The organism is Arthrobacter sp. SE2 (assembly GCF_058244265.1).
In genome coordinates, this window is sequence record NZ_JBZAYA010000008.1 from 128,977 (window position 1) to 144,114 (window position 15,138).

At 63.6% G+C, this 15,138-nt stretch carries 15 protein-coding genes; 4 read left to right on the forward strand and 11 right to left on the reverse strand.

Features of this window, described 5'->3' with window-relative positions:
* The first annotated feature begins 139 nt into the window (after positions 1 to 139).
* The 4 genes from AC4CS3_RS13005 to AC4CS3_RS13020 all read left to right on the forward strand — a co-directional run bounded on the left by AC4CS3_RS13005 (position 140) and on the right by AC4CS3_RS13020 (position 3,078).
* A complete protein-coding gene (locus AC4CS3_RS13005) occupies positions 140 to 388 on the forward strand; it encodes a trypsin-like serine protease (protein ID WP_490783837.1) in 249 nt (82 codons plus the stop codon).
* A gap of 196 nt (positions 389 to 584) precedes the next feature.
* Positions 585 to 965, forward strand: a complete 381-nt coding sequence (locus AC4CS3_RS13010; protein WP_441413794.1) for an ArsR/SmtB family transcription factor — start codon at positions 585 to 587, stop codon at positions 963 to 965.
* The gene (locus AC4CS3_RS13015) at positions 962 to 2,671 is read left to right on the forward strand and encodes a SulP family inorganic anion transporter (protein WP_490783838.1); all 1,710 of its coding nucleotides are present in this window, start codon (positions 962 to 964) and stop codon (positions 2,669 to 2,671) included. The genes AC4CS3_RS13010 and AC4CS3_RS13015 overlap by 4 nt, the downstream gene beginning before the upstream one ends.
* Positions 2,671 to 3,078 carry a hypothetical protein gene (locus AC4CS3_RS13020; RefSeq protein ID WP_441413792.1) on the forward strand — a complete coding sequence of 136 codons (408 nt, stop codon included), beginning with the start codon at positions 2,671 to 2,673 and terminating at the stop codon, positions 3,076 to 3,078. Before AC4CS3_RS13015 ends, AC4CS3_RS13020 begins: the two co-directional genes overlap by 1 nt.
* Positions 3,079 to 3,123: 45 nt before the next feature.
* Here AC4CS3_RS13020 and AC4CS3_RS13025 read toward each other — a convergent pair whose 3' ends face one another.
* The 11 genes from AC4CS3_RS13025 to sucD form a co-directional block, all read right to left on the reverse strand.
* On the reverse strand, positions 3,124 to 3,996 hold the full coding sequence (locus AC4CS3_RS13025; protein WP_490783839.1) for a sugar phosphate isomerase/epimerase family protein: 873 nt from the start codon (positions 3,994 to 3,996) through the stop codon (positions 3,124 to 3,126).
* Positions 3,997 to 4,004: 8 nt separating this feature from the next.
* Positions 4,005 to 5,018, reverse strand: a complete 1,014-nt coding sequence (locus tag AC4CS3_RS13030) for a Gfo/Idh/MocA family protein (protein WP_490783840.1) — start codon at positions 5,016 to 5,018, stop codon at positions 4,005 to 4,007.
* Positions 5,019 to 5,055: 37 nt separating this feature from the next.
* Positions 5,056 to 5,967 carry a sugar phosphate isomerase/epimerase family protein gene (locus tag AC4CS3_RS13035; protein WP_490783841.1) on the reverse strand — a complete coding sequence of 304 codons (912 nt, stop codon included), beginning with the start codon at positions 5,965 to 5,967 and terminating at the stop codon, positions 5,056 to 5,058.
* Between the two features lie 108 nt (positions 5,968 to 6,075).
* The gene (locus AC4CS3_RS13040) at positions 6,076 to 7,587 is read right to left on the reverse strand and encodes a CoA-acylating methylmalonate-semialdehyde dehydrogenase (RefSeq protein WP_490783842.1); all 1,512 of its coding nucleotides are present in this window, start codon (positions 7,585 to 7,587) and stop codon (positions 6,076 to 6,078) included.
* A 40-nt stretch (positions 7,588 to 7,627) separates the two neighbouring features.
* Positions 7,628 to 9,556: a 3D-(3,5/4)-trihydroxycyclohexane-1,2-dione acylhydrolase (decyclizing) gene (gene iolD / locus AC4CS3_RS13045; RefSeq protein ID WP_490783902.1), complete on the reverse strand. Its 1,929-nt coding sequence runs from the start codon at positions 9,554 to 9,556 to the stop codon at positions 7,628 to 7,630.
* 20 nt (positions 9,557 to 9,576) lie between these two features.
* Positions 9,577 to 10,506: a Cgl0159 family (beta/alpha)8-fold protein gene (locus AC4CS3_RS13050; protein WP_490783843.1), complete on the reverse strand. Its 930-nt coding sequence runs from the start codon at positions 10,504 to 10,506 to the stop codon at positions 9,577 to 9,579.
* The gene (gene iolC / locus AC4CS3_RS13055; protein WP_490783844.1) at positions 10,503 to 11,537 is read right to left on the reverse strand and encodes a 5-dehydro-2-deoxygluconokinase; all 1,035 of its coding nucleotides are present in this window, start codon (positions 11,535 to 11,537) and stop codon (positions 10,503 to 10,505) included. Before iolC ends, AC4CS3_RS13050 begins: the two co-directional genes overlap by 4 nt.
* Before the next feature lie 210 nt (positions 11,538 to 11,747).
* Positions 11,748 to 12,152 (reverse strand): tautomerase family protein, encoded by a 405-nt coding sequence (locus tag AC4CS3_RS13060; RefSeq protein WP_490783845.1) that lies wholly within the window; start codon positions 12,150 to 12,152, stop codon positions 11,748 to 11,750.
* A 335-nt stretch (positions 12,153 to 12,487) separates the two neighbouring features.
* Positions 12,488 to 12,721, reverse strand: coding sequence for a hypothetical protein (locus AC4CS3_RS13065; RefSeq protein ID WP_490783846.1), 234 nt, complete (start codon positions 12,719 to 12,721; stop codon positions 12,488 to 12,490).
* Between the two features lie 9 nt (positions 12,722 to 12,730).
* Positions 12,731 to 13,654, reverse strand: coding sequence for a hypothetical protein (locus AC4CS3_RS13070; RefSeq protein WP_490783847.1), 924 nt, complete (start codon positions 13,652 to 13,654; stop codon positions 12,731 to 12,733).
* Positions 13,655 to 14,231: 577 nt separating this feature from the next.
* A complete protein-coding gene (gene sucD, locus AC4CS3_RS13075; RefSeq protein WP_490783848.1) occupies positions 14,232 to 15,134 on the reverse strand; it encodes a succinate--CoA ligase subunit alpha in 903 nt (300 codons plus the stop codon).
* Between the last annotated feature and the right edge of the window lie 4 nt (positions 15,135 to 15,138).

The window sequence follows — 15,138 nt, forward strand, 5'->3', positions numbered from 1 at the left end:
GGGAGCGGTACCCCCAATCCTGAATGACTATTGGTGCTATTCCGGGTCCCAGTCGCGGATGATTTGCAACAATAAGGTCACGGAAATCAACAAGAGCGTTTGTTACGGCTTCGCTGGACTTGGACCTTGCTATAGCCAGATGGCAATCTCTGTCCAGCAGGACGGCATTTCCGCGGCCGGCAACGGCGACTCCGGAGGGCCCGTGGTCGCTGCACGTAACGGTTACGCATATGCTGCAGGCATCATTAGCGGAATTCGCGGCAGTGGCAACAACTGCCAAGGCGCGCCTGCGACCGAAACACGGAAGTGCAGCGCAACGGTCATCACCGCTCCAGTCCAGGCATTCTTCAACGCCAATCCCAACTATGGAATATTGACCAACGGGTAGCATCGCTTCTCAGGGCGCTGAAGGCGACGACCCAGGAACCTGCAACAAGCCAGCGTAACGAGAGGGCCTCATCCGAGAAGTCGGATGGGGCCCTTCGCGCTGGCCCGTAAGGCTTTCCGTTCCCGCCCTTGTATGCTGGATGATGAATCCATAAAATAGTCAAGCAAGGGCTTGTGCTGACGGGCAAGGAGCGGTCATGGAAGAGTTCGCGGATTTCCGGGCACCTCTGTACGAGGTGAAGGCCAATCTGTTCAAGGGGCTGGCCCACCCTGTCAGAATCCGGGTACTGGAGCTGCTGTCCGCGGCGCCCGAAGTGTCAGTGACAGAGCTTCTGGCCGCAACAGGCCTGGAGGCTTCGCACCTGTCTCAGCATCTGTCGGTGCTGCGCCGATATCAGCTCGTCAAGGGAGAACGACGGGCGCTGCAGATGTTCTACACCTTGGCGTACCCTCAGGTCGCCGAACTCCTCTCCGTGGCGAGACTGCTGCTCAACGACATGCTGCACACCACCCGGGCGCAGCTTGAGTCCTCAGAAGCGACTGCACCCGCGTCAGCCGCAGCGGCCAGCACCCCGTGAAGGTCCTGGTCGCGGCCCGGGCTTTCCTGCCCGTGCGGCAGGATTACGCGCTGTTGCCGCGTACCTGGAAAGGAGACCTGGTTGCCGGGGTCACCGTCGGCATCGTCGCGCTGCCGCTGGCTTTGGCGTTCGGTGTCAGCTCCGGCGCGGGTGCGGCCAGCGGACTGATCACCGCTGTGATCGCTGGCGTGATCGCGGCCGTCTTCGGTGGTTCCAATATCCAGGTCTCCGGACCCACCGGCGCCATGGTCGTGGTTCTGGGCCCGGTCATCGCTGCCCACGGGATCGGTGCACTGGCCGCAGTCTCGGTCCTTGCCGGGGTGATAGTGGTGGCCGCCGGGCTACTCAAACTCGGGCGGGTCGTGACTCTCCTGCCCTGGCCTGTGATCGAGGGCTTCACCGTCGGAATCGCGGTAATCATTTTCCTGCAGCAGGTCCCTGCCGCGTTCGGCGGCAAGCCCGGGCCTAGCAGCAACGCCGTCATCTCGGCGATCCAGGCCATCGGCACTGTGTCCCCAGCCTCGGTTCTTGCCCCGGTTGCCGTGGTAGCTCTGGTCGCGGTGATCATGGTTGCCTCACCGCGGATCCATCCCCGGATCCCGGGCTCGCTCATCGCGATCATCATCGCCACTGTGGCCGCGCAGTTCCTCGATCTGCCCGTGACCCGGATCGGTGCCCTGCCCGACTCCCTGCCGGCCCCGATGATGCCTTCGCTGGACCTGCCGACGATCACCGCACTGGCCGGGTCCGCGGCCACGATCGCGGCCCTGGCCGCGATCGAGTCCTTGCTCTCGGCACGGGTCGGGGCGTCGATCTCCGATACCGGCCCCTACGACGCGGACCGTGAGCTCCTGGGCCAGGGCCTGGCGTCCGTCGCGTCCGGATTCTTCGGCGGCATGCCGGCCACGGGTGCCATCGCCCGCACCGCGGTGAACATTCGCTCGGGCGGCCGGACACGCCTCGCCGCCATCACCCATGCGCTGGTCCTGCTGGCCGTGGTGTACCTGGCCACAGGCCCGGTTTCCCGCATCCCCCTTGCCGCGCTGGCCGGGGTGCTGATGGTCACCGCGACACGCATGGTCTCCCTCAAGACGCTGCGCAGCGTGATCGGATCAACCCGCGCCGACACGGTCGTGTTCTTCGTCACCGCGCTGATCACCGTGTCCTTCGACCTGATCGAAGCGGTGGAAATCGGGATCGCGGTCGCCGCCTTCTTCGCGCTGCGTGCCTTGGTCCGGTCCAGCGGGGTGCACCGGGAGGAAATCCCGGGCCCGGTCCACGAAGGCGACGAGCACATCGCCGTGTTCCGGCTCGACGGGGCATTGTTCTTCGCCGCCGCCGAGCGCGTCCTGGAGCGGGTCAGCGCCATCCGGAACGTCGACGTCGTGATCATCCGCATGTCACAACTGCAGATCCTGGACGCAACCGGGGCCAGAACAATCACGGACATCGTCCAGGCTCTGGAACGCCGCGGAATCACTGTGCTGATCAAGGGGATCCAGGAGCGCCACCTTCGGCTCGTCACCCAGGTGGGAGTCCTGGACTCCCTTCGCCACCACAAACACCTCTTCACCGAACTAGGCCCCGCCGTGGACCACGCCCGAAGCCACGTCGCCCGCGCCGCCAGCGCACGCAACCCCGGCAAGAACCAGCAACCGGTCCAGCCACAGGCGACCCTACAGACGCCAACCTTGAAAGAAGACTAATGCCTTCCTTGAACGAAACCAGCGCCCGTATCCGGGCCGCCCACCTGCTCGTGCGGTCCACCGAAGAGTGGGACAGCCTCTCCGAAGATTTGCTTCGGAGCTACGATCTCAATGACAACGACAAGATCGAAATGCTCTGCGAATCCTTCGTTGCCGCTTGGAGGTCGGTCGTCCGCAACCTCCTCACCGACACGCTGAACGCCATCGACATCACTGTCACACCGGCCGTTCGCCCTTGGGGCATCGCCACCCTGGAAACCGCCGGTCGCAGCTGCGAACCGCTGCTGTGCTCCCCGGAAGAACTCCCCGCATTTCACAAGACCACCGTTCATGGCAGGCCGCGACTGCTTAGTTTCGAGGAAGTCATGGCCGGATACAACACCTGCCTGGCATCCCTGCTTCGGTAGCTGGGGCGATCTTGAGAGATCGCCGCCTCCCTTTGTTGTCTGCCCTTACTGGACCTTGGCGATGTACTTGCCCATGGTCTCCAACTGGTAGCGGGAGACCTCGTTGGCGTTGTCGTCCTCGGCGAAGACGCTGGACACCATGACGGTGTTGTCCTTGTCCAGGAAGCCGATTTCCTTGAGTCCACCGAAGAACTCGTCCCAGTTGACGTCGCCGTCGCCGATCTTGAGGTGCTGGTGCACGCGTACGGCGTTTCCGGGCGGGTTGGTGATGTAGCGCAGCCCGTGGGAGGCGTGGTGGTCCATGGTGTCGGACACGTGGACCAGGCGCAGCTTGTCCCCCGCGGCCCGCATGATGTCGAGCGGCTTGTTGCCCATGTGGAACGTGTGGGAGGCAACGTAGACCATGCCGATGTTGGGCGAGTTCACGCCCCGGATGACGCGCAGGGCGGCAAGTCCGTCTTCAACGAAGTCGTCCGGGTGCGGGTCGATGAGGACGTCCAGGCCTTCGCGCTCGATGATCGGAAGCAGCTCTTCCATGGAGCGATAAAAGGCCCTTTCGGACTCCTCTGCCTTCTCTGGGCGTCCGCTGAATTCGGTGTTCATGGTGTGCACGCCAAGATCAACGGTGATCCGGATGGCACGCTTCCAGTAACGGACCGCGGCCTCGCGGGCGTCTTCGTCCGGTCCGGACCAGCGCAGAACGGGAAGCACCGAGGCGATCTCGACGTCGGCGTCCTTGCAGGCCTTCTTCAACTGGCCCACCAGATCGTCGTCAGCCTTGGGGTGGTTGAAGAACGGGATGAAGTCCGCGTGCGGGGTCAGCTGCAGGTATTTGTAGCCGAGGTCGGCGGCCAGCCGCGGAAACTCCAGCAGGCTGTGGCTGTGATGGAACGGGGTGGGATCGAGGGCAATCTTCATGGTCACTCCTACTTGTACAGCTCAGGCTTGGTGTTGAGCTGTACCGCGACCTTTTCGCCCGACTTCTGGGCTTCGACGCCGGCTTCGCAGCAAGCTGCGGTGGCGTACCCGTCCCAGGCGGTGGGGCCGCCGATTTCGCCGCGGCGGGCGGCGTCAACCCAGGCCTGGACCTCGACGTCGTACGCGGCACCGAAGCGCTCTTCGAAACCTGGAGTGACCTTGCCGCCCCAGCGGCCGGCGCTGCGGACGTAAGGTCCGCCGTCGCCGCCGATGCTCACGATGCCGTCCTCGAAGGACGCCTGGGTGGCGACTTCGTAGCCGAACTTGGCGTTCACGTAGATTTCGACGTCGGCCAGGACACCGGACTCGGTCTCGATCAGGACGTGCTGGGGGTCGTGCTGCCCGTTGGGGGCGTTGCGCGTCGCCTTGCCCAGGCGGACCTGCACCGAGGTGATTTCCTCACCGGTGAAGAAACGGATTGCGTCGAATTCGTGGACCACGGAGTCGTTGATGAGCATCTCGTTGGTGAAGCCCGGCGGGGTGGTCGGGTTGCGGTGCTGGTGGTGCAGCATGAGCAGCTCGCCGAGTTCACGGTCGCGGATCACGGAACCCAGGGCGGCGTATTCGGCGTCGAAGCGGCGCATGAAGCCCACCTGGATGCGCTTGTGGCCGAGTGCCGTTTCGGCCTGGACAACCTTCCAAGCGCTTTCGGCGTCCGGGGTAAGGGGCTTTTCGCAGAGGATGGGGAAGTCCTTCTCCAGTGCCTTGTAGAGGATTTCCTCGTGCAGGAAACCGGGCGTGGCGATCAGCACGGCGTTGACGTCGCCGTTGTTGAGGGCCTCTTCGGCGCTGGCGAGGGCGACGGCGCCGTCGATCCCTGCGATGGCGGCCTGCGCCCGGGCGAGGTCGACGTCGACGACGGCGGCCACTTCGGCGCCGTGGATGCGGGTGCTGAGCCGCTTGATGTGGTCGGCGCCCATGCGGCCTGCGCCGATGACGGCCACGCGGAGAATGTCAGTCATTGTTCTGTCCTTAGTTGTCTGTGCTTGAGAGGCAGCGTTAGTTGACAGTCGTGCGGGAGCCGCACGAGAGCAGGTAGTTTCGGGTGCGCTTGGCGATGGGCATCGGGACGTCGAAGGCCACGGGGTACATGTCCTGTTCCACAATGCCAAAGATCGGGCGGTTAAGTCCTTCAACGGCTTCGATGACAGCGCGAAGATCCGGCAGTCCGTTCGGCGGTTCGGTCATGACACCGGCCAGGTTGGCAGCGGCCCAGGTCATGTTCTCCTCGTTGACTTGTCTCAAGACTTCCGGGTTGATCTGCTTCAGGTGCAGGTAGCCGATCCGGTCCGGGTAGTTTTTGATCAGTTCCAGGCTGGACGCTCCGCAGTATTCCGCGTGCCCGGTGTCCAGGCACAGATTCAGGTACTGGGGATCGGTAGACGCCAGAAGCGTTTCGATATCGGCCTGGGCGCCGACGTGGGAATCTGCGTGGGAGTGGAATTGCTGCTTGAGCCCGAAGTCTTCCAGCAGCACTTTGCCCATGCGGTTGTGGCCGGCGAACAGGTCGCTCCAGGCTTTCTCGGTGAGTTCCCCGCTTTCCACAGCCTCACCCGTGACGTCGTCGCGCCACATGGCCGGGATGACCACGATATGCTCGCCGCCCATGGCAGCCGTCAGTTCGGCAACCTTGCGTGCCGGCTCCCAGGCTTCCTCGTACTGTGCGGCGCCGCGGTGGAAGGCCGTGAAGACCGTCCCCGCCGTGACCTTCAAGTCGCGTTGCTTGAGCTCCTCGGCGAGGCGGGTGGGATCGTTCGGCAAGTAGCCATAGGGACCCAGTTCGATCCACTTGTAGCCGGACTCGGCCACTTCGTCCAGAAAGCGTTCCCACGGGGTCTGCTTGGGGTCATCCGCGAACCAGACGCCCCAGGAGTCCGGGGCCGTGCCGATGATGAGTTTGTTCTCTGTCATTGCTCAATCCTTGTTCAAACGGCGCTCGGCCGGCCCAACTGACTCGCATTTGTTGTCGTTATGAGGGCCCATAACGACAACTACTGCTAGTCAGTTGGGTGGGAGGGACTAGTTGGAGGGGAAGTTGTAGGAAGCGCCGGAGGCGTGGGTGGGTTCGGGCCAGCGGGAGGTGACCACCTTGCCGCGGGTGTAGAAGGACACGCCTTCGGGTCCGTAGATGTGCTTGTCGCCGAAGAGCGAGGCTTTCCAGCCGCCGAAGGAGTGGTAGGCCACCGGTACCGGTAGGGGCACGTTGATGCCCACCATGCCCACGGTGACGGAGCGCTGGAACTTGCGGGCGTTCGCGCCGGAGGAGGTGAAGATCGCGGTGCCGTTGCCGTAGGGGTTGGAGTTGATGAGCTTGATGCCTTCGTCCAGGTCCTCGACGCGGACGACGACGAGGACGGGTCCGAAGATTTCCTCGGTGTAGGCGGTCATTTCAGTCTTGACGTGGTCGATCACGGTGGGGCCGACCCAGAAGCCTTCTTCGTGGCCGGGGACCACCAAGTCGCGGCCGTCCACGACCATCGCCGCTCCCGCGGCTTCGGCTTCGGTGACGATCCGCACGATGCGTTCCTTGGAGGCCGGGGTGATGACCGGTCCCATTTCGGCGTCGGGCTCGGTGCCGTTCTTGACCTTCACGGCCAGGGCGCGCTCCTCGACCTTCTTCACCAGCAGCTCGGCGGCATCGCCGACGGCGACCGCGACCGAGATGGCCATGCACCGCTCGCCCGCGGAACCGAACGCGGCGGCCGCCAGATGGTCGGCGGCGTTGTCCAGGTCGGCGTCGGGCATGATGATCGCGTGGTTCTTCGCGCCGCCCAGGGCCTGGACCCGCTTGCCGTGCTTGGTGGCGGTTTCGTGGACGTACTTCGCGATCGGAGTGGAGCCGACGAAGGAGATGCCGTCCACATCCGGGTGGGTCAGGAGCCCGTCGACGGTTTCCTTGTCACCGTGCAGGACCTGGAAGACGCCGTCGGGCAGGCCGGCCTGCTTCCACAGCTTCGCGAGGAGCATCGAGGCGGAGGGGTCCCGTTCGGAGGGCTTGAGGATGAACGCGTTGCCCGTGGCGATCGCCATCGGCGCCATCCAGAGCGGAACCATGACGGGGAAGTTGAACGGGGTGATGCCGGCGACGACGCCGAGAGGCTCCCGGAACGAGAACACGTCGATGCCGGTGGAAACCTGGTCCGAATAGTCGCCCTTGAGCAGCTGCGGGATGCCGCAGGCGAACTCGATCACTTCCAGGCCGCGGCCGATCTCGCCCTTGGCATCGGAGATGACCTTGCCGTGCTCGGCCGTGATCAGGGCCGCGAGTTCGTCCACGTGTGAGGCGACCAGCTCGCGGAACTTGAACAGCACCGCGGTGCGCTTGGCCAGGGAGAAATCGCCCCACTTCTCCGCCGCGGCCTTCGCCGCGGCAACCGTGGCGTCAAGATCGGCCCGGTTCGCGAGCCGCAGCTCCGCGGTCACGGCCCCGGTGGCCGGGTTGTACACCGGCTGGCTGCGGTCACCGGAGCCGGCAGTTTCAACACCGTTGATGAAATGCTTAATGGTGGTCAGGGTGGTCGTCGTCGACATGTGCGGACTTCCTTGTCTGTAGCTTGAAGGAGCTTGGGGGCTAGCCGAGCAGCTTGCGCTGGCGGTTCTTGTGGTCTGTGTAGGTTTTGTATGCCTGTTGGGTGGATTCGAGTTCGGAGACCTGCGAGACGGGAACGTCCCACCAGGATTCGGAGCTCGGGGCGTCCAGCAGGGGGTCCGATTCGACGTGGATGACAATCGGTCCGGTCTCTTCCGGTGCCGCTTTCGCGTCGCGGATGGCTTGTTCCAGTTCGGCGATGACCTTCTCCCCCGGTTCGATGCGGATCACCTTCGCGCCGAGGGACTCCGCATTGAGGGCCAAGTCGATGGGCAGGTTCTCGCCAGCATCGAAGGAGTGCTGTTCCTTGTCCAGGACCCGGTACTGGGTGCCGAAGCGCTGCGAGCCCAGCGACTCGGAGAGCGAACCGATCGAGGCGTAGCCGTGGTTCTGGATGAGGACCACGATCAGCTTGATGCGTTCGGCGACGGCGGTGACCAGTTCGGTGTGCATCATCAGGTAGGAGCCGTCCCCCACCATGACCACGACGTCGCGATCCTTGCCGCCCGCTGCGGCCTCGGCCAGGGCGGCACGCTTGACGCCCAGGCCGCCGGGGATTTCGTAACCCATGCAGGAGTAGGCATATTCCACGTGGTAGCCGAAGGGGTCCCGGACACGCCACATCTTGTGCAGGTCACCCGGCAAGGATCCGGCGGCGCAGATGACAACGTCCTGCTCATCCATGGCCCGGTTGGTGGCGCCGATGATCTCGTTCTGCGCCGGCAGCGGCGTGTGCCTGGTGTCGAAGGCTTCGTCCACGATGCCGTCCCAGCGTTTCTTCTCCGCCGCGATCTTCTGCTCAAGGTCCGCGCCGACACGGTAGCCGCCGAGCGCCTGGTTCAGCTTGACCAGGGCCTTGCGGGCATCGGCGACGATCGGCAGCACGGTGCCGTGCTTGTACGCGTCGATCGCGGCCACGTTGATGTTGACGAACTTCACGTCGGGGTTCTGGAACGCAGTGCGCGACGCCGTCGTGAAGTCCTCGTAACGGGTACCGATGCCGATGATCAAGTCAGCCTCGGCCGCGATGGCGTTCGCCGCCGTCGTGCCCGTGGAGCCGATGGCTCCGAGCGAGAACTTGTGGTCCCACGGAAGGACGCCCACGCCGGCCTGGGTGTTACCCACCGGGATGCCGGTAAGCTCGGCGAACTTGGCGAGTTCCTCGTTGGCGAAGGCGTAGAGGACGCCGCCGCCGGCGATGATCAAAGGCCGTTTCGCGGCGCGGATGGCCTCGGCGGCGCGGCGGATCTCGTCGTCGTCGGCTTCGGGGCGGCGAATCCGCCATTCGCGCTCGGCCAGGAATTCTTCCGGGACATCCAAGGCTTCTGCCTGGACGTCCTGCGGCAGCGAAATGGTGACCGCGCCGGTCTCGGCCGGGTCCGTCAGGACGCGCAGGCCGTGGTGGAACGCCGAGAACAACTGCTCCGGGCGGGAGACCCGGTCGAAGAACTTGGACAGCGGACGGAAGGCGTCGTTGACCGTGATGTCGTAGGCGTAGGGCAGCTCGAGCTGCTGCAGCACGGGGTCCGCGGTCCGGGTGGCGAAGGTGTCGCTGGGCAGCAGCAGGACCGGCAGCCTGTTGGTGGTGGCCAGCGCCGCGCCGGTCAACAGGTTCGAGGAACCCGGGCCGATCGAGGTGCTGATTGCGAAGGTCTGGCGGCGGCGGGTGTGCCGGGCGTAGCCGACAGCCTGGTGCGCCTGGGCTTGCTCGTTGCGGCCCTGGTAGTACGGCATGATGCTCGGGTCGAGTTGCTGGTACTGCTTGAGGGCCTGGCCGACGCCGGCGACGTTGCCGTGTCCGAAGATCCCGAAGGTGCCGGGGATCAGTCGCTCCCGGTACTCGCTCCCGCCGACTGTGTCCACCGTGTACTGCTTGGACAGGAACTCGACAACCGCCTGGGCGACCGTCATTCTGCGCGTTGACATTACTCTTACTCCGATACTTTCGCAGGTGTCTTCAGCAGCGCTGGCGTTTTCAGGAGCGAGGCGGCGGTGGCCACGGCCCCGGCCACGTCCCCGTCGGCCGGATACAAAAGGGTCCGTCCCACAGTCAATCCCTGGACTCCGGGCAGGGCAAGCGCCGCCTGCCAGCTGGCGAAGACCTCGTCCTGGCCCGCGTCCGGATCTCCGCCCAACAGGACCGTGGGCAGTGTGGTGGCGGCCATGACGCGTTCCATCTCGGCCACGACCGGGAGTTTCATCCAGGTGTAGGCGCTCGTGGAACCAAGGCCCTGCGCAATCGCCACCGACTTGATGACCGCGTCCGGGGAAAGGTCGTTGCGGACCTTGCCGTTCGCCTCGCGGACGGACAGGAAAGGCTCCACCATGGCGATGAGCTTGCGCGCTGCGAGGGAGTCCACCGCCTTGGCCGTCGATTCCAGGATCGACGCCGTATCCGGGTCACCGAGGCAAATCCGGGTAAGCATCTTCCCGCCGTCGGCACCGAGGGCGTCCAGGGCGGCTGCGGTGTGGCCCGTGAAACGGTCGTCGATTTCGTTGACCAGCCCCGCGAGGCCGCCGCGGTTCATCGAGCCGAAGACAAGCTTGCCCTCAAGCGCCCCGAGCAGGAGCAGGTCATCCATGATGTCCGGCGAGGCCAGGACACCGTCGACGGCGGGATTCGCCAAAGCGATCTGCAGCCGGTCCAAAAGTTCCCGGCGGTCAGCCATGGCCACCGGGTCGGCGCCGACTCTCAGCGCGCCGCGGGCCGGGTGGTCGGCTGCGACGATGAAGTTCTGGGAGCCGTACTTCAGGCCCGGGTGGCGGCGACGTGCAGCGGCGGCGCGGGCAACCGCGTCGGGATCTTCAAGCCGGATGGCACTGAGGTGCTCGTAACGGCGGGGGTCATCATTGAAGCTCAACGTGTTGCTCCTTCGGAAACTGCTGCGTGGGAAGCTGCTGCTTCAGCGCCTGCGGTGCCGGCAGGGGTCAGGCGGCCGCGTTCGGCGAGCAGCGAGGTGACTTCCTCCGGCGTCGGCATCGCGTCGGCGCAGGAGAGGCGGGAGGCGACGATAGCCCCTGCGGCGTTGGCGTAGTCCAGGATCTGGGCCAAAGGCCAGCCGGACAGCAGACCGTGACAGAAGGCGCCGCCGAACGAGTCGCCGGCACCCAGGCCGTTGACGGTCTCCACGGGGACGGGAGCGGAGACAACGCGTTCGGTGCGGGTCTTGGCCATGACGCCTTCGGGTCCGAGCTTGACGACGGCGATCTCGACGCCGGCGGCCAGGAGGCGGTCGGCCTGCTCGTCCGGGGTTCCCTCGCCTACGGCCACGGCGCATTCCTTGTCATTGCCGATGGCCACCGTGACGTGCGGAAGGATCTTGGCGACCTCTGCCCGCGCCTCATCCTCGGAAGCCCAGAACATCGGCCGGTAGTCCAGGTCCAGGATGGTGTACTGGCCCTCGTTCAGGCCAGTGCGCGGCCTGGCTTCATGTGCTGCGAGGTGGGCGGAACGGCTGGGTTCCTGGCAGAGGCCGGTCACGGTAGACCAGAAGATGCCGGCGTCCTTGATGGCAGCCAGGTCGAGTTCCTCGGCCTTGATCTGCAGGTCCGGAGCCGTCGGGAAACGGCCGTAGAAGTACAACGGGAAGTCGTGCGGAGGCTGGATCGCGCAGAATGTGGCCGGGGTCTGAAGGCCCGGCACCGGGGTGACGAATGCGTCGTCGACCTTGAACTTGCGCAGCTCGCGATGGAGGTAGATGCCGAAGGGGTCATCCCCCGTTCGCGTAATCACGCCGGATCGGCGGCCGTGGCGGGCGGCGGCAACAGCCACGTTGGACGGCGAGCCGCCAAGATACTTGCCGAAGGACTGCACATCCTCCAGTCCCACACCGATGTCGTTCGGGTAGATATCAACGCTGATGCGCCCGATGGTGAGCAGTTCGTGGGTCACGGTGATCGCGGACCTTTCTGTAGTGAACTCTTCTTGCGGGACGGTGAGAGCTCCGGTGCTTTTGCCGGCCCGCAGTGAGCGGGGCCACAACCACTACTTTGCACCAGAATTCATGTCCTGTCAAAGGTTTGTACTGACATATTTACAACGAAACGTAATGGCATAAATTACGCGGCGACTTGGGCTTGAATCCGCCCCAAACCGCGTCAGTTACCGCACAGGAACAGCAAGCTCGCCAGTGACATACTGGGCGCGGCCAAAGCCGAAGGACCAGTCATCGGCACTGTTTTCGACGTACCCCAGGAAGACATCCTCGCCGGCGACACCAATCTCGCCGAGCCCGGCGGCGATGGCGGCGAACAGGGACTGCTTGGCTTCGCGACTCCGCCCGCCCTGGGTGAATATCTGGATCATGACCACGCCGGAACTTCGTTCGAAACCGAGGCCGGCATCCTGCGCAACAATCTGGCCTGCGGGATGCTCGGTGATGATGTGGAAATAGTCGCGCTCCGGGATGCCAAACTCGGCGAGGATAGCGTTGTGGATCCGCTTGCTCAGGTCGTCGAGCTGCTCTGGTGTGCGGCCTTCGTTGACATCAATGCGAACGAGGGGCATCTGCTCTCCTTTAATAGTTTGTCCTGACATACTAACAAACTTTTCCATGGGGCCACAAGGACGGTCTGGCGCCCAATCCGGCCGGCCGCCGTCGGATTCTGCTGGATCACTCCGCTCGACGCGGGATACGGCCACGAGATTCCGCGCCTCCGAGGTTTGTCCATTCGAATGATTTAGCAGAATCCAACGCGTCGCCGCTGAAACGACATGCTAAAGACCCGGTCCAGGGTTGATCTCGGATATCCCGGCCAAACACGACGATGCGCCACTCCCCTAGCAAGGAGAGGCGCATCGTCATGGCGGGCTGGTACATCGAAACAACCGCTACCAAACGGTCATTGGCTCCTTCCAGAGTCGGAATTTCTGTTGCTGACGATCAAGGGAACGACGATAAAGACGTAAACAACCGACATCACCGAAAGCGCCGCGACGGCACCCGGCATCGACTGCACAACCGGCAACCAAGGAAGGAAAATGCAGCCAGCCATCAGAACCCAGGAGATCAAGCCCGTCCAACCCGTGGCAAGTGTGGCTTGGAAATCTTTCATTGGCGCGGATTTCTTTTGCATGGAGGCCTCCTACCTGCAGTTTGGGCCGTTGTAGATGACCGGCCATACAACCTGCATGCCAGTTCCCACATATTGAATACCCAAGCACCGCCCCGTGTCACGAGCGTGCACGGTTGTATTCCAAATCGCCCGCCCATATGTCAGGCATGCGACACCCAGCCACGGCATCGCGAGCGCGCACATCGCACCAAACGCTCCTGCATTGCCGCCTCCGACGTTGGCGACAGTATTTGTCTCATTCTTATTCAGTTGCTGGGTGCACAACGCCCAATCGCAACTAAGCGCCGGATCTGCCACTACCGGATACGACGCACCCCGGAGCTCAACAGTTTGGGTGAGGGCGTTGCCTCTGATGCTGTAAGAAGTCGGGAGTTGTTTGCCGGTGGCGTCCACAGCCCAAGCAGGCGCAATCGTGTTCATCAACCTCCCGGATGCATCCTTCAAAAGGACTTGCCCTGTGGATCCTTTAGCCAGAGTCGCAGGGGCCCCATCAACGAAGAACTCGCACTCGAACGAGTCTTGAGAACCAGAACCGTGAATAATCGCGTAGGCTGCGAAACGCCCACCATCTGCGGAAGCCGCAAAATTCACGGCATTGCCGCTGGCACCATAAACTGCGCGCTTCTGGTTTCCCGCGAGCTTCCCTCTTGCCGCCCCATCAACAAATCGGAGCTCGATGCTGTGTCCAGAGGCCTTTGAAAGCGCACCCGTGTCGGTGAGCTCAGCCAGAAACCGAGTGCCGCCAGGCCCTGAGCTTGCGGCATGAACGGGTTGATCAAGGGGCAACACGCGGTCCAGCGCCTCTAGGGCAGTTTCGGCCCGTTGCTCGTCGATCGCTTCTTGAGCCGTCGCAGCCGTAGCCGCACTTGGTGTCAAAATCGCGACGGCAAGAAAACATCCAAGTGCCATTTTTAATAGGTTCCAAGTCTTCACAGCGTTCCCCAATCTGTTGATTCCAGAACAGGACTAGCCACTGCGTCGAGGTGGGTCTCGCACATTCAGACCCGGAGAGCACTTGGAAAGCCATACGGCTGTTTTCGTCCCGTTCCCCTATGTATTTTGATCTACCAGGATCGGCGCCTCCTTGGTTGAGGCTAAGCCATCGTTTCTGCCGCTGGGGTGCAATGAAGACAAAATGAGTGTCCGTAAGCGACAAAATGAGTATTCCAAAGCACCAAAATGAGCGTTTGATGGTCGTCTGGTGTGAGATCTCGGGCGTCTCACGGCGATCTTCAGGTTCGGGCCTTAAGCGGCGGCGAGGCGCTCCCTTACAAGACGTGAGCGAGCGCCGGGCCAAAAGCCTTCAAAGGTGAGCGAGCGTTCGTGAAAAAGGCGCCAAAGGTGAGCGAGCGTTTGTGAAAAGGCCGCCAAAGGTGAGCGAGTGTTTGTCGTGGCAACGTTCGCCGGCCTATCCACAGTTAAACAACGACGGCGCCCGTCACCTTCACATGGAAGGTGACGGGCGCCGTCGTACTTATGGTCGCGCAGAGAGCGCCTGCGCAGGGTCCTGCTAGAGGGTTGCGAAGACCTCGCGGAGCAGCTTGGCGGTCTCGGACGGCGTCTTGCCGACCTTCACGCCTGCAGCTTCGAGAGCTTCCTTCTTGGCCTGAGCCGTACCCGCTGAGCCGGAGACGATGGCGCCTGCGTGGCCCATGGTCTTGCCCTCGGGGGCGGTGAAGCCTGCAACGTAGCCGACAACCGGCTTGGTGACGTTGGCCTTGATGAAGTCGGCTGCGCGCTCTTCTGCGTCGCCACCGATTTCGCCGATCATGACGATTGCCTTGGTCTCCGGGTCAGCCTCGAACGCAGCCAGGGCGTCGATGTGGGTGGTGCCGATGACGGGGTCGCCACCGATGCCGATGGCGGTGGAGAAGCCAAGATCGCGCAGTTCGTACATCATCTGGTAGGTCAAGGTACCTGACTTGGAGACCAAGCCGATGGGGCCCTTGCCCGTGATGTTTGCCGGGGTGATGCCAACCAGGGCTTCGCCCGGGGTGATGATGCCGGGGCAGTTCGGGCCGATGATGCGGGTGATCTGATTGCCGTCAGCGTCAACCGTGGCCTGGGCGAGTGCCCAGAACTCGGCGGAGTCCTGGACCGGCACGCCTTCGGTGATGACAACGACAAGGCCGATGCCTGCTTCGATGGCTTCAACGACGGCGGACTTGGTGAATGCCGGCGGAACGAAGACGATCGAGACGTCGGCGCCGGTCTCTGCAATGGCTTCCTTGACGGTGCCGAAGACAGTGATTTCCTTGTCGCCGTGGAGCACCGTGGTGCCGGCCTTGCGCGCGTTGACGCCACCGACGATGTTGGTGCCGGCCTTGAGCATCAGGGCGGTGTGCTTGGTGCCTTCGCCGCCGGTGATGCCCTGGACGATGACCTTGGAGTCCTTGTTGAGGTAGATAGACATAGTC